Source organism: Rothia sp. 18CD1-1, from assembly GCF_055285355.1.
Map to the genome: position 1 here is coordinate 282,563 of NZ_JBUZLI010000003.1, position 20,904 is coordinate 303,466.

At 60.4% G+C, this 20,904-nt stretch carries 21 protein-coding genes; all 21 read right to left on the reverse strand.

What is annotated here, in order from left to right; genetic code table 11:
• Window positions 1–257 precede the first annotated feature (257 nt).
• Entirely contained in the window at window positions 258–1,175 is a 918-nt protein-coding gene (gene truA / locus ACS1BR_RS03375) for a tRNA pseudouridine(38-40) synthase TruA (protein ID WP_463560069.1), read from the reverse strand.
• Between the two features lie 155 nt (window positions 1,176–1,330).
• Entirely contained in the window at window positions 1,331–1,993 is a 663-nt protein-coding gene (gene rplQ, locus ACS1BR_RS03380; protein ID WP_463560070.1) for a 50S ribosomal protein L17, sunset domain variant, read from the reverse strand.
• 104 nt (window positions 1,994–2,097) lie between these two features.
• The gene (locus ACS1BR_RS03385; RefSeq protein ID WP_463560071.1) at window positions 2,098–3,093 is read right to left on the reverse strand and encodes a DNA-directed RNA polymerase subunit alpha; all 996 of its coding nucleotides are present in this window, start codon (window positions 3,091–3,093) and stop codon (window positions 2,098–2,100) included.
• A gap of 141 nt (window positions 3,094–3,234) precedes the next feature.
• Entirely contained in the window at window positions 3,235–3,639 is a 405-nt protein-coding gene (rpsK, locus tag ACS1BR_RS03390) for a 30S ribosomal protein S11 (RefSeq protein WP_463560072.1), read from the reverse strand.
• Between the two features lie 72 nt (window positions 3,640–3,711).
• Complete coding sequence (gene rpsM, locus ACS1BR_RS03395) at window positions 3,712–4,080, reverse strand: 30S ribosomal protein S13 (protein ID WP_463560073.1); 369 nt, start codon at window positions 4,078–4,080, stop codon at window positions 3,712–3,714.
• A gap of 185 nt (window positions 4,081–4,265) precedes the next feature.
• Window positions 4,266–4,379, reverse strand: coding sequence for a 50S ribosomal protein L36 (gene rpmJ, locus ACS1BR_RS03400; protein WP_463560074.1), 114 nt, complete (start codon window positions 4,377–4,379; stop codon window positions 4,266–4,268).
• Between the two features lie 137 nt (window positions 4,380–4,516).
• Entirely contained in the window at window positions 4,517–4,738 is a 222-nt protein-coding gene (gene infA / locus ACS1BR_RS03405; RefSeq protein ID WP_188359063.1) for a translation initiation factor IF-1, read from the reverse strand.
• Window positions 4,739–5,198: 460 nt separating this feature from the next.
• Window positions 5,199–6,365, reverse strand: a complete 1,167-nt coding sequence (gene rlmN, locus ACS1BR_RS03410; protein WP_463560075.1) for a dual-specificity RNA methyltransferase RlmN — start codon at window positions 6,363–6,365, stop codon at window positions 5,199–5,201.
• A gap of 44 nt (window positions 6,366–6,409) precedes the next feature.
• On the reverse strand, window positions 6,410–7,252 hold the full coding sequence (map, locus tag ACS1BR_RS03415) for a type I methionyl aminopeptidase (RefSeq protein ID WP_463560076.1): 843 nt from the start codon (window positions 7,250–7,252) through the stop codon (window positions 6,410–6,412).
• Window positions 7,253–7,346: 94 nt separating this feature from the next.
• A complete protein-coding gene (locus ACS1BR_RS03420) occupies window positions 7,347–7,910 on the reverse strand; it encodes an adenylate kinase (RefSeq protein ID WP_463560077.1) in 564 nt (187 codons plus the stop codon).
• Window positions 7,907–9,217: a preprotein translocase subunit SecY gene (gene secY, locus ACS1BR_RS03425; protein WP_463560078.1), complete on the reverse strand. Its 1,311-nt coding sequence runs from the start codon at window positions 9,215–9,217 to the stop codon at window positions 7,907–7,909. Before secY ends, ACS1BR_RS03420 begins: the two co-directional genes overlap by 4 nt.
• Window positions 9,218–9,450: 233 nt before the next feature.
• Window positions 9,451–9,906, reverse strand: coding sequence for a 50S ribosomal protein L15 (gene rplO, locus ACS1BR_RS03430; protein WP_463560079.1), 456 nt, complete (start codon window positions 9,904–9,906; stop codon window positions 9,451–9,453).
• 2 nt (window positions 9,907–9,908) lie between these two features.
• Window positions 9,909–10,118 carry a 50S ribosomal protein L30 gene (gene rpmD, locus ACS1BR_RS03435; RefSeq protein WP_463560080.1) on the reverse strand — a complete coding sequence of 70 codons (210 nt, stop codon included), beginning with the start codon at window positions 10,116–10,118 and terminating at the stop codon, window positions 9,909–9,911.
• The gene (rpsE, locus tag ACS1BR_RS03440; RefSeq protein WP_463560081.1) at window positions 10,118–10,804 is read right to left on the reverse strand and encodes a 30S ribosomal protein S5; all 687 of its coding nucleotides are present in this window, start codon (window positions 10,802–10,804) and stop codon (window positions 10,118–10,120) included. The genes rpmD and rpsE overlap by 1 nt, the downstream gene beginning before the upstream one ends.
• Entirely contained in the window at window positions 10,804–11,163 is a 360-nt protein-coding gene (gene rplR, locus ACS1BR_RS03445) for a 50S ribosomal protein L18 (protein WP_463560082.1), read from the reverse strand. The genes rpsE and rplR overlap by 1 nt, the downstream gene beginning before the upstream one ends.
• 2 nt (window positions 11,164–11,165) lie before the next feature.
• A complete protein-coding gene (rplF, locus tag ACS1BR_RS03450; RefSeq protein WP_463560083.1) occupies window positions 11,166–11,702 on the reverse strand; it encodes a 50S ribosomal protein L6 in 537 nt (178 codons plus the stop codon).
• Window positions 11,703–11,727: 25 nt separating this feature from the next.
• Window positions 11,728–12,126, reverse strand: coding sequence for a 30S ribosomal protein S8 (gene rpsH, locus ACS1BR_RS03455; RefSeq protein WP_463560084.1), 399 nt, complete (start codon window positions 12,124–12,126; stop codon window positions 11,728–11,730).
• Between the two features lie 73 nt (window positions 12,127–12,199).
• Window positions 12,200–12,760, reverse strand: coding sequence for a 50S ribosomal protein L5 (gene rplE / locus ACS1BR_RS03460; protein WP_463560085.1), 561 nt, complete (start codon window positions 12,758–12,760; stop codon window positions 12,200–12,202).
• On the reverse strand, window positions 12,760–13,098 hold the full coding sequence (rplX, locus tag ACS1BR_RS03465; RefSeq protein ID WP_463560086.1) for a 50S ribosomal protein L24: 339 nt from the start codon (window positions 13,096–13,098) through the stop codon (window positions 12,760–12,762). Before rplX ends, rplE begins: the two co-directional genes overlap by 1 nt.
• Before the next feature lie 3 nt (window positions 13,099–13,101).
• On the reverse strand, window positions 13,102–13,473 hold the full coding sequence (gene rplN, locus ACS1BR_RS03470; RefSeq protein ID WP_463560087.1) for a 50S ribosomal protein L14: 372 nt from the start codon (window positions 13,471–13,473) through the stop codon (window positions 13,102–13,104).
• A gap of 257 nt (window positions 13,474–13,730) precedes the next feature.
• Window positions 13,731–20,840, reverse strand: a complete 7,110-nt coding sequence (locus tag ACS1BR_RS03475; protein ID WP_463560088.1) for an amino acid adenylation domain-containing protein — start codon at window positions 20,838–20,840, stop codon at window positions 13,731–13,733.
• Between the last annotated feature and the right edge of the window lie 64 nt (window positions 20,841–20,904).

The following is a 20,904-nucleotide window of genomic DNA, read 5'->3' on the forward strand; positions in this document are numbered from 1 at the left end:
CATGCGGCGCTAGTTGGGTATCACGCCTCTTTCAACGTGCGATGAGCAGGGCCTGGGTGAGGACCAAGCGCAACTGCCCCGTTCGAATTCCCCGGGCAACTCAAACACCCTAGCTCTGCAACTGAGCGGTGTTTGGGCGCACATCAATCAGGGTGGAACACGCACAACATATGGAACTATACAGGACATACGGGTTTTAATCCAGGCAAAGCAGCCCCGTATCACCCGTCATACCCCGCACATCGAGGAAGTGTAATTTATTTCTCACCCAGACGGCGGACGGCGCGGGCCCGGTTGGCCTGTGCCCCGTAGAGTTCGGGTGCGGGGTAGGTGATCTTTTGTAGGGCGAGGCCCCTGGCCGGGGCCAGTCTCACCTGTGAGTCACGCACCGGTTCCTCGATTCTGCCGCGCAACCACTGCCGACTCTTGCTCCCCCGACCCACCATCACCAGCGAGGCAATGAGGGTGCGCACCATATTGTGGCAGAATGCATCGGCTTGAATTTCTGCCTCAATGATCCCCGTCTCGCCGCGCCTGAACTCCAGCCGGCGCAGGTCTCGAATGGTGGTGGCACCCTCTCGAGGTTTGCAGAAGGAAAGAAAGTCGTGAAGCCCCGACACATCCAGTGCGGCGGCATTCATGAGGTCAAGGTCGAGTTTTTCATCTACCTGCCAGGCCAGCAGACGCAGCAGCGGGTTTGAGCCACTGGCCAGGAAATCGTCTTCGATCAGGTAGCGGTAGCTTCTCTCCAGGGCCGAAAAGCGCGCGTCGAAATCATCGGGTACCTCCCGGGCCGCATGAACGGTCACAGCCTTGTGCAAGAGACCTTTTAGCCGGGTCGGCAGCCCCAGGTCTTCCTCTGCACCGGCCAGACAACGGCTTAGTGCCCCCCGCAGTTTTCTGGGCAGCGCCTCTTCCGGGCTCTTCCGCGAATGCCCGGGTAGTGCAAGCCACCTCTGCCGCGGCACATCAATATGAACCACCTGGTGCAGGGCGTGCACACCGGCATCGGTACGCCCGGCCACCGTGGTGGCAATCGGCTGCCGAAAAAGCATCTGTAGGGCCTGCTCAAACACACCCTGTACCGTCACCAGTCCGGGCTGTTTTGCCCAGCCGGCAAAAGCAAACCCGTCGTAGGCAAAATCAATCCGTATCCGCTGGGTCCGCTCACCCATGCACAGTCCTTTCCGCACAAAACCTCCGTTCGGACCGGACAAAATTCCGTCCGCCCCGACTTCTGCCCACAACCTTACGGTGCATAAAAAGGGTCTGCCGCCCACAGTAACTGTGGGCGGCAGACCCGAGACTTCTTCACGTTCAGGGACAGACCTTAGTCAGAGACCCGCTGGGCGGCGTCACCACCGGCGGGCGTGTAACCAGCCGCCTTAGCCGACTCTGCCGAGTCAAACCAGATCTCCGCCTTGGTCGAGGAGTACCAGCGTGAACCGGGCACGTGGTATTTCATCGAATCAGAATTACCTTTGACCTCAAAACCCTCGGGTGCCTCGCCCGATTCTAGGGGGGCGTGCGAGCCGGCGGGTGCAGCCTCACCCTGAGTTTCGGCCACCGCTGCCTCCTCGGGTGCGCTCTGCTCGGTAACCCTGGTTGCTTCTTCAATCACCTCGGCGGTAGCAACCGGTTCCATCACCAGCTCGATCACGGCCATGGGGGCGTTATCCCCGCGGCGGTTACCGATCTTGGTAATACGGGTGTAGCCACCGGGACGCTCAGCCATAGCCGGGGCGATCACGGTGAACAGTTCGTGCACCACAGACTTATCGGTCAGTGACCGCAGCACACGGCGGCGGGCCGCAAGATCACCCTTTTTTGCAAAGGTGATCATGCGCTCAGCTACCGGGCGCATACGCTTAGCCTTGGTCACGGTTGTTGTAATGCGTTTGTGCTCAAACAGCTGCTGAGACAGGGCGTTGAGCATGTGACGCTCGTGGGTGGGGCTACCTCCAAGACGGGGGCCCTTAGTGGGAGTAGGCATAGTTATTTCTCCATGAATATACGGTCCCCCGCCCTCTGTCGGGGTCGGCAGGAACCTAAAGTTTTGACGTTTGCTAGAGCTGCGCAGCCGCAGGTTGCAGCGGGTTAGATATCGCCGTAGTCTTCGTCGTCACGCAGTCGGCTTGCAGCAAGCTCGAACCCGGGAGGTGAGTCTTTGAGCGCCAGACCCAGCTCGGTAATCTTCGCTTTAACCTCATCAATTGACTTCGCACCAAAGTTACGGATGTCCATCAGGTCCGCTTCACTGCGGGAAACGAGTTCACCCACGGTGTGGATGCCCTCCCGCTTGAGGCAGTTGTAGGAGCGAACCGACATTTCCAGATCTTCAATAGGAAGAGCCAGATCTGCGGCCATCGACTCGTCCGCGGGTGAGGGACCAACCTCGATACCCTCTGCCGAGGTGTTGAGCTCGCGTGCCAGGCCGAAGAGCTCAACCAGGGTGCTACCGGCGGATGCTACCGCATCGCGCGGGGCGATAGTCTCCTTGGTTTCAACGTCCACGGTCAGGGAGTCAAAGTCGGTGCGCTGTTCAACACGGGTTGCGCTCACGCGGAAGGTGACTTTGAGAACCGGAGAGTAGATGGAGTCAACCGGTATCCGACCTATCTCGCCGTCACCGGTTTTATTCTGAGCTGCTGAAACGTAGCCGCGGCCGCGTTCTATGGTCAGCTCCGCGTCAAAGTGGGCCCGCGAATTCAGGGTTGCAATATGCAAATCGGGGTTGTGGATTTCCACACCGGCAGGGACCTCTATGTCGCCGGCGGTCAGTTCGCCTTCGCCCTGCTTGCGCAGGTAGGCGACCACCGGCTCGTCGTTCTCCGAGGAGACGGCAAGGTTCTTGATGTTCAAGATAATTTCGGTGACGTCTTCGGTAACGCCCTCAACGGTGCTGAACTCGTGAAGCACACCGTCGATGCGGATACTTGTGACAGCCGCACCGGGGATCGAGGAGAGCAGGGTACGACGAAGCGAGTTACCCAGGGTGTAGCCGAACCCCGGTTCGAGGGGTTCGATGGTGAAGCGCGAACGGTTCTCCGTCACGATCTCTTCACTCAGAGTGGGACGCTGTGCAATGAGCACGATGTTTCCTTTCAGTGAGTTCCGCTATATGAGCTCACAGGTTGGGGAAAACAAAACAAAAGGAAGCAGACGAAAGCGGTCTGTTCAATGATGACCCGCAGCTGCGGGTCATCGCCCGGTCTGTGACCGGGAGGCTGGCAACTATACGCGGCGGCGCTTGGGCGGGCGGCAGCCGTTGTGGGCAACGGGGGTGACGTCCTGGATTGAGCCTACTTCGAGACCTGTTGCCTGAAGCGAACGGATTGCGGTTTCACGGCCGGAGCCGGGTCCCTTCACAAAGACATCCACCTTACGAACCCCGTGTTCCTGGGCGCGTTTAGCGGCGGTTTCTGCTGCCATCTGCGCGGCGTAGGGGGTTGACTTGCGTGAGCCTTTGAAGCCCATTTCGCCAGCCGATGACCAGGAGATAACAGCACCGGTGGGGTCGGTGATCGACACAATGGTGTTGTTGAAGGTTGACTTGATGTGTGCCTGACCGGCAACAATATTTTTGCTTACCTTGCGGCGGTTGGTTTTGCGTGCCGCTGCGCGTGTTTTGGGAGGCATTATTGATTCTCCTACGAAGGTTGGGTGAAAGCGTTGCTGTGGCTAAGGTTGCCACGCCTGTTCAACGCGCTATTACTTCTTCTTGCCGGCGACGGTGCGCTTGGGCCCCTTGCGGGTGCGGGCATTGGTTTTGGTGCGCTGACCGTGGACGGGCAGGCCGCGGCGGTGGCGCAGGCCCTGGTAGCTACCGATTTCTACCTTGCGGCGGATATCAGCTGCAACCTCACGGCGGAGGTCGCCTTCAACCTTGTAGTTACCTTCGATGAAGTCACGAAGCGCCACAAGCTGGGAATCTTCGAGGTCCTTCACCCTGGTGTCCGGGTTGACACCGGTAGCCTGAAGAGCTTCTTGTGCGCGGGTTTTCCCGACACCGTAGATGTATGTGAGAGCTACTTCCACGCGCTTTTCGCGGGGAAGATCTACTCCAGCCAGACGTGCCATACGGGCTGTTCTCCTTATGAGTTTCAGAGGTCTGAGGCATCACTGCCCGGGCTTGATGAGCCCGGTCCCCGGCCTCTGTGTCCGAGGGTATCCCTCTCCTCGTGCTGCGGTTTTGCTGCACGGGCGGGAGCGGTGCCTATTTTTTCTTGTCGCTCCGTGGAGCGGTTCAGCGTGTGCCCGGCTGGTTAGCCCTGGCGCTGCTTGTGGCGCGGGTTTTCGCAGATCACCATGACCTTGCCTTGGCGGCGGATCACTTTGCATTTATCGCAGATCGGCTTAACGCTCGGCTTGACCTTCATCGCATTCCTTTGCGTTGATTGCAACTATTTGCATTGATATGAGCTGGATAGGGGTTCTTCGTGGTGTGGAAGAGCACGCTATCCCTGTACGCGACCGGTAAACGCCGCACCGTATGCGGCGTTTGCTCAGCGTATTTTTATTTGTAGCGGTAGACGATACGACCCCGTGACAGGTCGTAGGGCGACAGCTCCACCACTACCCGGTCTTCTGGAAGAATCCGAATGTAATGCTGGCGCATTTTACCCGAAATATGCGCAAGAACCTTGTGGCCGTTGTCTAGTTCGACCCGGAACATTGCGTTGGGTAGAGCTTCTTCCACAGATCCTTCGACCTCAATGACGCCGTCTTTCTTGGCCATATCCTCCGCTAACGTCGGTGCCCGGTATTTCTAGCGGGCAGTGCATCTCTGATTGGCTGCTCCTCTGCCGCCCTCAGTTCTGTGGGTGGCGGGGACTGCCTGGTACCGCGGTGGGCACGGCAGAAACAACCAAGAAACTAGTGTACGTTATACGCTAAAAAAAGTTAAGAGGGTATAGGTCACACGGTGGTGATGGGTCGAGAAAACCGATGGAGCGCACTTTTCCGAGCGAGCGAGGAAACAAAAAGTGCGCGGAATGGAGCCTGCGGGGCCTAGGTTTCTTTCGCTGCCAGTTGGCCGCAGATGGAGCGCACTTTTCCGAGCGAGCGAGGAAACAAAAAGTGCGCGGAATGGAGCCTGCGAGGCCTAGGTTTCTTTCGCTGCCAGTTGGCCGCAGATGGAGCGCACTTTTCCGAGCGAGCGAGGAAACAAAAAGTGCGCGGAATGGAGCCTGCGAGGCCTAAGTTTCTTTCGCTGCCAGTTGGCCGCAGGCTCCATCGATGTCTGAGCCTCTGGTGTCGCGGATGGTGGTGGGGATGCCGTGGGCGCGTAGGCGTTCGACAAAGTTTTGTTCTACTCCTTTGCGTGAGGCTGTCCATCGTGAGCCGGGGGTGGGGTTGAGGGGGATGGGGTTGACGTGGGCCCAGCCGCGGCTGGCCAGTTTTTTGCCGAGGAGGTCTGCCCGCCACCCCTGGTCGTTTATGTCTCGGATGAGGGCGTATTCGATGGAGACGCGTCGGCCGGTGGTGCGGTAGTAGTCGTAGGCCGCGTCGAGGGTTTCGTCTACTTTCCAGTGGGTGTTGATGGGGATGAGTTCGTCGCGTAGTTCATCGTCGGGGGCGTGGAGGGATAGGGCCAGGGTGATGGGGAGTTTTTCCATTTCAAATTTGCGGATACCGGGTACGAGGCCGACTGTTGACATGGTGATTCCGCGGGCTGAGATTCCCAGGCCGTCGGGGGCGGGGTCGATGAGCCGGTGTACCGCTTCTATGGTGCGCTTGTAGTTGGCCAGGGCCTCTCCCATGCCCATAAATACGATGTTTGAGACTCTCAGTGGCCGGGTGTTTTCGGGGCCGCTGTCCGCTCGCTCAAGGTTGTTCATCTGTTTCAGGTAGCGGGCTCCGGCAACTACCTGTTCCACGATTTCGGCTGCTGAGAGATTGCGGGTGAGCCCTGCCTGTCCCGTGGCGCAGAAGGGGCAGTTCATGCCGCATCCTGCCTGGGAGGAAATGCACATGGTGACCCGCTTGCTGTAGCGCATGATGACGGATTCGATGAGGGCGCCGTCGGTGAGCCGGTGCACCACTTTGAGGGTGTCCCCGCCGTCGGCTTTGAGGGTGCGCACCGGGGTGAGTAGCTGTGGTAGGGCGGCCGCGACCATGGCGTCTCGGTCGCTGGCGGGCAGGTCTGTCATCTCCTGGGGCCGGGTGACCAGCCGTTCAAAATAGTGTGTGGAGAGCTGGGCGGCACGAAAAGGCTTGTACCCCAGGTCCTCCAGAAATTTTCTTCTGCCGGTCATGTCAAAGTCGGCTAGGTGCCGGGGCGGCTGCGAACGGGCCGGTGCTTTAAGCGCAATTTTGCCCGGCTGTGGGCGTAGAGCCGATATGTTGACCGGGGTTGTGGTCATGGGTTGTCCTCAATACTGCGGTTGTCGGTGGCGGAGTCACTGTGTTAGGAGGGGATGGGTTTTACCGTCACCCCGAGCTGTGCCAGCTCGGCGGCCCCACCGTCTTCGGCGGTGAGCACCCAGATACCCTCGGAGTGGAAGGCCACCGAGTGTTCCCACTGGCAGGCGTCCGAGCCGTCGCTGGTTTTGACCGTCCAGCCGTCGTCAAGCACATAGGTATCGGTGGATCCGGCCACGAGCATGGGTTCTATAGCCAGCGCCATCCCTTTCCTGATCTTGGGGCCGCGGTCGCGGGTGGCATAGTTGGGCACGTCCGGTGCCATGTGCATTGCGGTGCCGATACCGTGGCCCACGTAGTCTTCAATGATCCCGTATTTCTCACCGCTCTCGGACCGCACAAAACGCTCGATGGCTGCCCCGATCTCGCCGACCCTCTCCGCCCTGGCAGCTGCCGCGATACCGTGCCAGAGCGCTGCTCGTGTTATCTCTGACAGTTCGGTGCGCGACTCGCCGACACTGCCCACCAGCACGGTTCTGGCGGAATCGCCGTTCCAGGTTTTTCCCGATACCGGATCCGTCACGGTGGCTCCGCCGTCGATGGAGATCATATCCCCCGTCTCCAGCCTGCGGGACCCGGGGATACCGTGGACCACCTCGTCGTTGACCGATGTGCAGATCATCGCCGGGTAGCCGTAGTAGCCCAAGAAATTTGAGCCCGCTCCCTCAGCCTCAATCACCCGGCGAAAAGCCGAATCAAGCTGGCCGGTAGTGGCCCCCTCACGGGCAGCGGCAACCGCCGTGTCAAGGGCGCGGGAGGTCACGAGTCCGGCTCGGGCCATCCAGCCCAGCTGGGCATCAGTCTTATACTCGATGCGTCTCACGAGCATCCCTTCCTCTCGTCCTTACAAGGGTTACCGCCCGCTGTGAGGTCGGCCCGGTGGTACCCGCGGCGGGTACCACCGGGCTGGCTTACCCTGCGGTCTAGGAGATAGCCGCCAGGAGGCGGGCGGTGACCTCGTCGATACTTCCCAGCCCGTTGACCTCTTTAACCAGCCCGCGCTCACGATAAATATCAAGCAGAGGCTCGGTTTCCTCATCGTAGACCCGTAAACGGTGGCGGATCACCTCTTCGGTATCATCGGTACGACCCTGCTCAGCTGCCCTGCCCAAAAGCCGCTGCACCAGCTCGTCCTGCTCTGCAACCAGAAGCAGTACCGCATCAACCCGCTGGCCCATATCGGAGACAATAGAATCAAGTTCGTGCACCTGGGCGATATTGCGAGGAAAACCGTCCAGAAGGAAACCGCCGGCGGCGTCATTCTCAGCCAGACGGGCACGCACCATTTTATTGGTCACCGCGTCCGGCACCAGGTTACCCGAGTCAATATAGCTCTTTGCTTCTCGACCCAGCTCTGTCTGCTCACGTATATTTGTACGAAAAATATCCCCCGTCGAAATAGCCGGGATCGACAGGTGCTCGGCAATCCTCACAGCCTGTGTGCCTTTGCCCGCACCGGGAGGGCCAATGATCAGTAAACGGTTCATCGCAGCAGTCCTTCATAGTTGCGTTGTTGAAGCTGGGCATCAATCTGCTTGACGGTATCGAGACCGACACCGACCACAATCAGAAGTGAGGCCCCGCCGAACGGGAAATCTTGGTTTGCGTTAAAAAGCACCAGGGCGACCAGCGGAATCATCGCGATAACCGCCAGGTAGAGGGAGCCCGGTAGGGTAATCCGGTTGAGCACGTAGGTGAGGTACTCCTGGGTGGGTCGTCCGGCACGGATACCGGGAATAAAACCGCCATATTTCTTCATGTTGCCGGCCACCTCTTCGGTATTGAAGGTAACCGAAACATAGAAATAGGCGAACCCCAAAATAAGCAAGAAATACAGGACCATATACACCGGATGGTCACCGCGCACCAGGTAGTTGTTAATCCAGTTCACCCACTCCGGCGGGGCAGTGCCATCGCTGGGAGTGTTAAAGTTGGCGATCAGGGCCGGGACCATGAGCATCGACGAGGCAAAAATAAGCGGAATCACGCCCGCCATGTTGACCTTAAGCGGTATATAGGTCGAGGTACCGCCGATAGTTCTACGCCCGATCATTCGCTTAGCGTACTGCACCGGTATCCGCCGCTGTGACTGTTCAACAAAGACCACAGCGATAATCACCAGTAGGCCAACCCCGCACACGGCAGCAAAAATACCCCAGCCCTGAGAGCTGGCAATACTACCCATCGAGGTGGGAAACTGTGCGGCAATCGAGGTGAAAATCAGCAGGGACATGCCATTGCCCACACCTTTTTCGGTGATCTGCTCACCCAGCCACATAATCACACCGGTACCGGCGGTCAGCGCCAGAATAATCAGCAGAATATGGGGCAGACTCTCATCGGGGATGATGGGGAGCGGACAGTTACCCAATAGCGCACCGGAACGTGCCATCGTCACAATGGTTGTCGCGTTCAGCAGGGCCAGGGCGATCGTGAGATAGCGGGTGTACTGGGTCAGCTTTGTCTGCCCCTGAGCCCCCTCCTCGTGAAGCTCCTGAAAACGCGGGATAACCACGCGAAGCAGCTGTACAATAATGGACGCGGTGATATAGGGCATCACGCCCAGAGCAAAGATGGATAGCTGAAGCAGCGCACCACCGCTGAAAAGGTTCACCAGATCGTAGATACCGCCGGTGGTACCACCGCGGGCAAGACACTGCTGAACGTTGCCGAAAGACACGCCGGGTGCGGGAATGAAAACACCCATACGGTAAATCACGATAATGCCAACGGTGAACAGCAGCTTACGCCGCAAATCGGGGGTCTTAAACGCCCGTCCGAACGCGCTCAGCACATGTCCTCCTGAAAAAAATTTTGGGTTACGCACACGCCAACCAGCATATAGCCCGGTTTCAGTATGCGGCGGTGCGGTGTACACATTCTTAGATAGTCTAGCGTGTTCGGCTTTGCCGAGTCATACCCACCGGCACCCGGTGGCCTGTGAGTTACCACCACATCTATAGACGAATTAGCCCCCGCGCCTGTACAACGCGAGGGCTATTCGAGCTAGTCGTCTCTTAAGATCGGTTAGCGAACGGTCACAGAACCGCCGGCCGCCTCGATCTTCTCGACCGCAGATTTCGATGCCTTATCAACACTCACATTGAGTTTGACACCGATCTCGCCGTCACCAAGGACCTTCACCGGCTGGTTCTTGCGCACAGCACCTTTAGCTACCAGGGACTCAACGGTGACCTCGCCCCCCTCTGGGAAGAGCTCGGCAAGACGGTTGAGGTTAACAACCTGATACTCGGTGCGGAAGGGATTGTTGAAACCGCGCAGCTTGGGAAGGCGCATGTGCAGCGGAAGCTGGCCACCTTCAAAGCCGGGCCGCACCTGGTAACGGGCCTTAGTGCCCTTGGTGCCGCGGCCGGCGGTTTTACCCTTGGAGCCTTCACCGCGACCCACGCGGGTCTTTGCCTTGTGGGCACCCGGTGCCGGGCGCAAATCGTGAATTTTGATAGCGTCTTTATTATCTGCCATCTCTACTTGACCTCCTCAACCCGCACCAGGTGGGCAACGGTGTTGACCATGCCGCAGGTGACGGGATCAGCAGTGCGGGTCACCGTGTTACCCGGGCGCTTAAGCCCCAGGGAACGGAGGGTGTCTCGCATATTCTGCTTCTGACCGACGTAAGACCTGATCTGGGTAATCTCAAGTTTTGCGTCGCTGGGCTGAATCCGCTTACCGGTCATTATGCACCTGCCTTATCAGACTTGGGATTGAGCAAGAAGCCCGGAATAACCTCGTCTTTGGGTAGACCTCGGCGGGCCGCAACTGCCACCGGTTCTTCAAGCTGCCGCAGAGCCGCAACGGTTGCGTGCACAATGTTGATCTGGTTCGAGGATCCCAGAGACTTGGAGAGCACGTCGTGAATACCCGCCGCCTCAAGCACCGCGCGCACGGGGCCACCGGCGATCACACCGGTACCGGCGGTTGCGGGGCGGAGCATGACCACACCGGCTGCCGCCTCACCCTGCACACGGTGGGGAATGGTGCGTTCTTCAACGCGGGGCACACGGAAGAAGTTCTTTTTGGCTTCTTCAACGCCCTTGGCAATGGCCGCGGGAACTTCCTTAGCCTTGCCGTAGCCCACGCCGACCGTCCCCTGACCGTCGCCAACAACGACAAGCGCGGTGAAGCTGAAGCGACGACCACCCTTGACGACCTTGGATACACGGTTGATGGTTACAACGCGCTCGATGTACTTGTCTTTCTCCTCATCGCGGCGGCTGTTACGACGCTCACCACGACCGCCGCGACGCTCACCACGGTTACCGCGGCGCTCTTCACGGGTGGAGGAGTTCTCGGTGGTTTCAACTGCTTCTGCGGTTGCTTCGGTCACCTGAGTTTCCTTTTCATTTACTGCCTGCTCGCTCATTAGAGTTCCAGACCTCCTTCGCGTGCACCGTCTGCAACTGCAGCCACACGACCGTGGTATTTGTTACCTCCGCGGTCGAACACCACAGCTTCGACTCCTGCCGCTTTGGCGCGTTCTGCCACGAGTTCACCGACTCGCCTAGCCTTGGCGGTTTTATCGAGCTCGCTGCCGCGCAGGTCTGCTTCCATGGTCGACGCGTATGCGAGGGTGTGGCCCTTCACATCGTCGATGACCTGAACGAACATGTGCCTGTTGGAACGGGTAACGCTCAAACGGGGACGCTCGGCTGTACCCGAGATGTATTTGCGCACGCGCACATGGCGACGCGCACGTGCAGCTGCCTTTGACCTTATAGCCATGTTTACTTACCAGCCTTTCCGACCTTGCGGCGGATCTGCTCGCCTTCGTAGCGAACACCCTTGCCCTTGTAGGGGTCGGGTTTACGGAGACCGCGAATGTTAGCGGCAACCTGACCAACCTGCTGTTTGCTGATACCCGAGACGGCAACCTTGTTGGCTCCTTCAACGGTGAAAGTGATCCCCTCGGGAGCCTTCACCGACACCGGGTGGGAGTAGCCCAGCGCAAACTCAAGGTCTGCGCCTTTAGCCATCACACGGTAACCGGTTCCCACGATCTCAAGCTTCTTGGAGTAGCCCTCGGTGACACCGACAATCATGTTGTTGATGAGGGTGCGTGAGAGACCGTGCAGGGCACGAGACTCGCGCTCATCGTTCGGGCGGGAGACGGTAATAACACCGTCGGTGAGGGCAACGGTAATGGGGGCTGCGATCTCGCACGACAGTTCACCCTTGGGGCCCTTAACGGAAACCAGGTTGCCATCGACTTTTACCTCAACGCCGGCAGGAACCGAGATGGGGAGACGTCCAATACGTGACATTTACTCTTCCTTTCTCTTCTACCGACTACCAGATGTAGGCGACGACTTCGCCGCCCACACCCTTCTTCGCGGCCTGCCTGTCAGTGAGCAAACCTGAAGAGGTTGAGAGGATTGCGATACCGAGCCCACCGTGTACCTGGGGCAGGTTGGTGGATTTTGCGTATACACGCAGACCCGGCTTGGAAATACGGCGAACACCCACGATGGAGCGTTCACGCTGGGGGCCGAACTTGAGCGCCAGGGTGAGGGTTTTACCCACCTTGGCATCGTCAACTTCGTAGCCAGCAATATAGCCTTCAGCTTTCAGAATCTCAGCGATACGACCCTTGAGCTTGGAAAAAGGCATAGATACGGTGTCGTGATGTGCCGAGTTTGCGTTGCGCAAGCGGGTCAGCATATCTGCGACAGGATCTGTCATAGTCATTTTGGGCTTCTGCCCTTCCTCGTTGTGGTTTCCCCACTGCTGTTATCAGCGGGAGGGACCTACAGCGTAGTCGTTACTTGGTCTTGAAAGGGAAGCCAAGCGCCCTGAGCAGTGCGCGGCCTTCGTCGTCGGTCTTTGCGGTGGTCACAACGGTGATGTCCATGCCGCGGACACGGTCGATGGTGTCCTGATCGATTTCGTGGAACATGGACTGCTCGGTGAGACCGAAAGTGTAGTTACCGTTGCCGTCAAACTGGCGGTCTGAGAGCCCGCGGAAGTCGCGGATTCGGGGCAGAGCCAGGGTGATGAGGCGGTCGAGGAACTCCCACATACGGTCCCCGCGCAGGGTGACGTGAGCACCGATCGGCTGGCCTTCGCGCAGCTTGAACTGGGCGATGGATTTCTTCGCCCGGGTCACAATGGGCTTCTGGCCGGTGATGGTGGTCAGGTCGCGGATTGCCCCGTCCATGATTTTGGCGTCGCGTGCCGCTTCACCGACACCCATGTTGACAACAACCTTAACAATCTTGGGAGCCTGCATCACGTTGGAGTAGTTGAACTCCTCCTGCAACGCCGGGGTGACCACGTCTTTGAACTTGGTTTTGAACCGGGGGGTGATCTTGGTTTCGGTCATTAGATGTCCTTCCCCGAGCTCTTGGCGTAGCGCACACGGACGGTGCGGGTTTTGCCATTGCGCTCTTGAGTTTCGAGGCGGAAACCAACGCGGGTCGGCTTCTTGGTGTCGGGGTCAACGATTGCCACATTCGAGATGTGAATCGGCGCCTCAACCTTTTCAATGCCGCCGGCTGCACCGGTCATCGGGTTTGCCTTCTTATGCTTGGTGACAATCTTGACACCCTCGACGATGACGCGCTCCTTTTTGGGGAAGACACGCAGAACCTTACCCTGCTTGCCCTTGTCAGCGCCGGAGATCACCTGTACCAGGTCACCGGATTTGATCTTGTTAGCCATAGGTTAGAGCACCTCCGGGGCGAGCGAGATAATCTTCATGAACCTTTTATCGCGAAGCTCGCGGCCGACGGGCCCAAAGATACGGGTGCCGCGGGGGTCACCGTCGGTATTTTTGATAATGACCGCCGAATTCTCATCGAACCTAATATAGGAGCCGTCTGCGCGACGGGTCTTTTTCTTGGTGCGGACGACGACCGCCTTGACGACGTCGCCCTTCTTAACAGTACCGCCGGGGATCGCGTCCTTGACGGTTGCGACGATGATGTCGCCAATGCCTGCGTAACGACGGGAAGAGCCACCGAGAACACGGATGGTCAGGATTTCCTTCGCACCGGTGTTGTCAGCGACCTTCAGTCGTGACTCCTGCTGAATCATATTTCTCCTGTCGTCTCGCCGGTTCCGACCGCACGGTATCTTGTGGGCCAGCCTTGCGGAACATTTTTACGGGATTGTGACGCACCGGCCCCCTGCGCTTGGTAGGCGGTGGGCGGAGACGTCCGAGATCTAGTCATGCCAGGAACATTTGACCCGCATCGGCTGCGGGCTATTGCCCACTGCGGTAGCGGCATTATGCTGTGGCACGAAAAATCCGTTGGTGGTGCGGGTATAGATAACCGCACAGAGTATATATGCTACCACATCCGATCCACGATGTGCGGGCCGATAACGGACATGGGTCCGGCCTGCGTCATTTCGCGGTGGGTGCAGTCGATCCCGACCGTGTGAATTTTGCCGGTGAGATAGGGGGCCCACTCGGCAGGGTCGTGGTCTCGGCCGACCCCGGCCCGGGTGGCGCTGAAAAACAGCATATCGCGGTGCAGGGTCGGGTGGGCGTACTCGCGCAGGATCTTTGCCGTGTTCAGGTAGGTCTGCAAGAGGGCGTCAATGGTCTGTGAGGGGAGGCCGGCCATCGGTGAGGCGTGCTCCGTGAGTGCCTTGACCAGTGCCTCCGCACTGAAGTCGCCCTTCACCGCAGAGTCTTCGAGACCGGCCATGGCCAGAACGGATGACACCGCATCTTCAAAGGGTGGTTGCTCACTCTGTGCCGCAGCCTCCGACGGGTAGGCGTCTAGCAGGGCTACCAGGCCCACCTCGTGCCCCTCCTCTTCAGCGATTGCAGCCAGCACCTGAGCCACCATGCCACCCAGGGACCACCCCATGATGTGGAGGGGGCCGCCGGGATGCACGCGAAGGATCTGGCTCAAATAATCTCTGGCCATCACCTCCAAAGAGGCAGGCTGTTGCCGGGGGTCGCGCACACCGCGGGCCTGCACACCCCACACCGCTATATCCGCCGGGACGTACTTGGTGATCGAGGAGTAGCACCAGGACAGTCCACCGGCCGGATGGATACAGTAGAGGGCCCCGCGCGCCGGACCCGGCGTCTGTTGAAGGGGTAGCAGGGTCTGTAGGTCGGCCTGCCCGTGCTGCGACGTCTGCACAACGGTGGCAAGCTGCTCAATGGTGGGGGCTCCCATGAGCGTGCCCACCCGCAGACTCAGCCCGGTCTCCCGCTCAATACGTGCCACCAGCTCAACCGCCAGCATCGAGTGGCCTCCCAGGTCGAAGAAGGAATCCTGGGCAGAGCAGCTCTCAATCCCCAAGACCGCGGTGAAACACGAGTGCAGCTGACGCTCCAGCTCACCGCTGGGTGCCCGGCCGTCGCTGTGCTTGGTCGCGGGCTGGGGCAGCGCAAATACATCGAGTTTCCCGTTAACCGTCAGCGGAAAAGCCTCCACCGCCATCACGTGCGAGGGCACCATATAGGGCGGTAGTACCGCTGCCAGTTGCCGGCGCATCTGCACGGGGTCAACCTGCATCGCGTTCTCACTCACCGTATAGAGCACCAGACGCCGGTCCCTGTCGCTGTCTCCGCTGAGGCAGGCGTAAGAATCGCGGACACCCTCCAGGGCCATTGCCGCAGCCTCAATCTCGCCCAGCTCTATGCGGAACCCGCGAAGCTGCACCTGCCGATCTGCACGTCCCCTAAAATCCAGCACGTTCCCCCTGCGAACGGCAAGATCCCCGGACCTGTACATGCGCATCTTCTCAACCGGGCAGGGCACATCCACCGCGGAGTGCGCGGCCTGCCGCGCAAAGGGGTCGGGAACAAAGCGCTGCTCGCTCAGATCGGGCTGACCAAAATATTCGCGGGCCAAACCGGCACCGCCCATATAGATTTCTCCGGTCACACCGTCGGGGACAGGATGTCCGCCACGGTCCACCAGGTAGACGGCCAAGTCCGGGATGGGTTCCCCCACCGGGGAGAGTCCGCTGCTGTCCTCGGTCACCTGCTGGTAGGTCACGTGCACGGTTGTCTCGGTAATACCGTACATGTTGATCACCCGGCACCGGTCTGATCGGTGGCGGCGCTGCCAGCGGTGCACCACCGAAAGGTCCATCGCTTCACCACCCAAAACAACGCAGCGCAACGCATAATCGCGCGGCCCACCGGTTTCATCGGCGATCACCAGCTGCCCAAAAGCCGAGGGTGTCTGGTTGAGCACCGTGATCCTCTCGGCAACCAGCAGGTCCGCAAAATCCTGGGGGCTGCGGCTGATACTGTGCGGTACGATCACCAGCTCGGCACCGGTCAGCAGTGCCCCGTAGATCTCCCAGACCGCAAAATCAAAGGCAAACGAGTGGAACATGGTCCAGCGGTCCTGTGAAGAGAACCTAAACCAGTGATCCGTAGAGGCAAAAAGGCGCACCACATTACGCTGAGGCACCACAACGCCCTTGGGCCGGCCCGTCGATCCCGAGGTGAAGATGATGTAGGCGTCGGTATCGGCATCGATAGCGGGAATCGGCGGGGTGTCCTCCCCCATCTCTAGCGAGTCGATATCCACCGCAGGCACGGTTGGTGCCCCTTCCCGTAACCGGCCAAGGGTCTCCCCGTCGCGGTGCAGGATAGCGCTCACTTTGGCGTCCTCCACAATAGTGGTCAGCCGGGTCAGCGGATACTGCGGATCCAGGGGCACGGACGTCGCCCCCGCCCGCAGGGCACCCACGCACGCGATCACCTGATACGCTGACCGTGGAACCAGCAGGCCAACCCGGTGTCCGACACCGATCCCCATCCTCAGCAGCCGGTCCCGAATTATCCGGGATTCCCGTTCAAGCTGCGCAAAGGTCCAGGTTGCGCGGCTGCCGTCGTCGAGAATATCCACCAGGGCAATATTGTCGGCGTGCTCGGTCAGACTTTGCTCCACCAGCTCTGTGAGGCTGCGCCCCGTATCATAGCGCTGATCTGACGCCCGTTCTGCTGACTTCTGGGAGGCCCTGAAGGTGAGCATCCGCCGGGCCTCGCGGTGGGCAACCTGCACCGCTTCCCGGTCTAGGGGGAAGTCCCACAGGCCGGCAGCGGGATCCTCCGCCATGCTGCGGGCCAACCCCAGGATCCACCGGGAAAGATTGCCGGCCGTGTCAAGATCAAACATGTCCGTTGCGAACTCCAAACGCAGCGCGATACGGGAGTCTCCCTGTTCGTCCTCGACATCGGAGAACTCAAAGGTGAGATCAAATTTTGACGACATGGTGCCCACGGTACGGGGGTGCACGCTCTCGCCACCCGGCAGTCTCAGGGTCAGCTCGCCGGTGTTCTGGTGTACCAGCAACACCTGGAAGAGCGGGTGGTGGGCGGCAGACCGGACAGGGTTCAGCTCGGTGACCAGAAGGTCAAAGGGAACGTGGGAGTACTGAAGTGTCTCGATGGTGCTGCGCCGTACCCGATCGAGAAGCTGCTCAAAAGTGGGATTATCCGATGTGTCCGTGCGCGTTACCACCGTGTTTGCGGCAAAGGTCACGCCGGCTTCTTCGGCGGCGGTGGACCTCGACGAGGTGATGGTGCCCAGGGGAATATCGTCGCCGGCACCGCAGCGGGTCAGCAGGGCAGACACCAGCACCTGCATCAGCATAAACTCTGTGCACCGGTAGCGGCGGCACAGCTTTTTCAGCGCGGCGCTGAGCTCGGCGGGGAAGAGGGTGCGCACCTCCGCGCCGCGGCGGTCACGGGTGTGCGGGCGCGGGCGGTCACTGGGCAGGTCAAGGGTGGCCGGCAGATCGCGCAGCCGGTCAACCCACCAGCGCAGGTCCTCGCTGCTTGCCGGCTGCGGCTGAGGAATCGTCGCGGGCCGGGCACGGTCGAGACTGCGGCCCTCGGCTCGGGCGGCCAGCGCCTCCGACAGGGTGTGGAGGAAAGCCGAAAGCGCCCAGCCGTCCGCGGCAATATGGTGAATGATCAGGGCAACCTTACACCTGTGTCCGTTACCGGCAACACAAACTTTCAGCGGTAGTTCGCTACCGATATCTATGGTCAGCGGCAGGGTCTGCACAAAGTCGATATCCGACTCCAGGAACGGGTACTCTTCCAGCGATACCAGATCGTCAAGAGCCTTTCTCGGTAGCTGCTGCCGCCTTAGCTGCCCGTCCTCCCCGCCGCGGTAGAGGGAAGATAGCGCCGGATGGCAGGCCACGGCATCCCTCAGGGCCGGCTCAAATTCTGCCGGAACGGTGGCGGAGGGCAGGTCAAACACCACCGGAATGGTGTAGAGCGGGGACGGGCCCTCACTCTGCTCGATAAACCAGAGTCTGCGCTGGGCGTCGGTCAGACTACCGTCATCGAGGTCACCGGCACCCCGTGCGGACTGTGCCGGCCCGGCCACGCCCGCACAGTACTGTGCCAGGGTGCCCACGGTAGCGTCGGCGAAAATATCTGCCAGTGTAACTCGCTGATCCCCCAGCTCCCGGAGGCGGCCGAGAACCCGCGTGGCCGTCAGCGAATGTCCGCCGATCAAGAAAAGGTCCGTATCGCTGGTCATCTCCTCTGCCGGGTAGCCTGTCACCTCCTCAAAGACGGTGGCAACACCGCGTTCGCTAGCGTTCAAATCTGCCCAGGGGCGGCCCGTCTCCCCCGCCGTATAGGCCGGTGCGGGTAGCCGGCGACGGTCGACCTTACCGCGGTCGGTCAGCGGTAGCTTCTCCAGCGCCACATAGGCTGTCGGCACAAAAGAAGCGGGTAGCTTGTGCAGGAGAAGCTGGCGAAGACCGGATATATCCTCCCCCACCTCTGGGCCCACCAGGTAGGCGGCCAGGTAGTCCCCGTGGCCGTCGTTGCGAAGCATCACGTAGCTCTGCCGGATACCGGGTAGGTGCCCGAGAGCCTCTTCCACCTCTGCCGTCTCGATACGCACACCGTTGAGAGAAATCTGGTGGTCGGTACGGCCCAGAAAATCTATCCTGCCCCGCCGGGTCTTCACCACCAGGTCACCGGTCCGGTAGATTCTGCCCCAGGGTGTTCCCTCGCTAAAAGCCTCGGCGGTGACACCGGGTTGGTTCAGGTAACCTCTGGCTACCGAGGCCCCGCCCAGGCAGAGCTCACCGGCGATGTGGGCGGGGCATTCTTGTCCCCAGGCCGAGGTGATGACGGTGAACTGGTGGGGGTAGCTGCCGCCGATGGTCACCGACTCGTGGTCGGCGATCACGGCATAGGTTGCGTCCACGGTGTTCTCGGTGGGGCCGTAGGAGTTCACCGCGTAGATGTTTGTCTGCCGGTGCAGCAGATCCCACAGCGGGGGCGGGCAGCTGTCACCACCGATAATGATGCCGGACACCGCGTCAGCATCGGCCAGGTCATAGCCTGCCCGCAGCAGTTCCTGCAGGATCACCGGTGAAATATCGAGCAGGTCAATGCGATGCTCGGTCAGGTAGTCGCGGTGGGCGGCGGGGTCTTTGAGCACGCTGTCAGCGGGGATATAGAGACTCTGTCCCAGCATAAAAAAGGTGAGCGGGCTCAGCGCAGAATCGAAAGCAAAGGAGTGTTCGTGGATGCAGCGCAGCGGCCCCTGTCGGCGGGCTGACTGCCGGACGCGGGGCAGGTGCACGTCCCTCACCGTTCTCAGGTAGTTGGCGAGGTTGCGGTACTCGACAACAACCCCCTTGGGTCGGCCCGTCGTGCCCGAGGTGTAGAGGATATAGGCGGGATCCGTCGCCTGCACAGCAACCGGGGCCTGCCGGTGCGGCCGTTCCGTCTCCCGGAGAACCTCAGCGGTGTCAAGGGCCAGTATCGGAGCGTCAATTTCCCCCAGCGCATCGGCCAGACCCGGGGCCGTATCGGTGACCGTGAGTACAGCGTCTACCGCGGCATCGTCGGCGATGGTGCGCAGGCGTTCGGCGGGCCAGGTGAGGTCGGCGGGAATAAAGGTGATACCGCTGAGGATACTCGCCACCGGTGCGAGCGCAGCCCAGCTACACCGGGGTAGCGCCAGTAGTACCCTTCCCCCGGCCGGCACCTGCCGGTCAAGGAGGGCGCGGAGGCCGTCGATACGGTCGCGGACCCGGCGGCCGGTCAGCGTGCCGTCGGGGGCGCTAAGTACCGTCTCGTCTTCTGCCCAGCGGCCCGGAATGTCGTCGAAGATCGAGGGGTCTCCCCGGGTCCAAGCCGGTACCTCGGTGGGTTGGGAGGTCAGGGTGAGACTGTGGAGAGCTGTCTGCGTCTCTTTCTTCTCGAGTAGCTGCCGGTAGAGGTGTGCCCACAGCCGGGCACAGGCTTGGGCGGTGTCATCGTCCATGCTTCCCTCGGGAACCAGCAGAGTCACCTCGTGCTCGCGGTGTCCGATGGCCCGGACATCAACCGTCATGAGGTCTGCGGGTCCGTCCCAGACCGGTTCGGCGAAACCGCTGGCTGACCCGAAAGTTAGCTTCTGCGCGAAGGGTACGATATTGAGGGCTATCTCCACCGGGTGCCGGTCTCCGGTGAGTGCGCGGTCTCTGCGAATATTCTCGTGCCGGTACATCTGGTGGGAGCTCATGGCTGACCATTGTTCCGAGATGCGATGCAGGGCAGCTTCCACCGTCTCGTGCGGCTGTAGCGTTACCGGTAGCGGGAGCTCGTTCTGGCTGGTGCAGACCGCCTCAAGGAGGGCGCGAGTGGGTCGGCCCATCATGTGAACCCCCAGCACCGCCTCATCTTTACGGTTGAGTACGGCGGCTAACAGTCCCGTGGCCAGGGCCAGATGGGCCGGCGAGAGTCGGTGGGTAAAGCGGCCGGCACTCCAGCGCCGGTTGACCCGATTTTCTCTTGCCGGGGCGAGGGGGATAATCTCCTCGGTGGGAAGCTGGTTCGCCCAGTATTCCCGCGATTCTGCGGTGGTGCCGGCGGCAAGATCACGGTGTGCTTGCAGCAGCCGTTCACGGTTGTGAGCCGAGCGGGCCCTATCCTCTTCCAGCCAAAGATGAGGGTCTTGGGCCCCCGCCCGCTCCATGTCCGTGTAGGTTTCAGCGAGGTCCCTGCCGATGAGCGCAAACCCAAAGCCGTCAGCGGCCAGGTGGTGCACCCGCATAAACCAGCAGAATTCTTCTTCTGCCAGGCGGTAGAGGACGGCATGGGAGACTACTGACCGGTAGAGGTCGATGGGCTGAGACAGCGCCTCGGTGATTTCCCGTTCCAGGGCCGCAGCCGGGTCGGATTCACCGGAAAGGTCGCGGAAACGAGCGGGTACCGAGGACTGCGGTGAGTGTCGGATCTGGGGCAGGTCTTCGCCCGGAATATCCCGCAGTGTCATGGTCAGCGCCGGCTGCCGGGAGAGCACGCGGTGAGCCGCCGCAAGCCAGGTATCGGTATTGATTCTACCGGTGATAGAAATTTTTTCGGCGACCCCGTAGATACTGGCATCGGCCAAACTCTGCTGGGAAAACCAGATCCCCTGCTGGGCTTCGGTCATAGATAAAACTAGAGGCTCCATGCGTTTTCCTCCCTGATCGGCCGGTGGCCGTCGGTGGTTGGTTGTTCGTGATCTTAAAAATGAG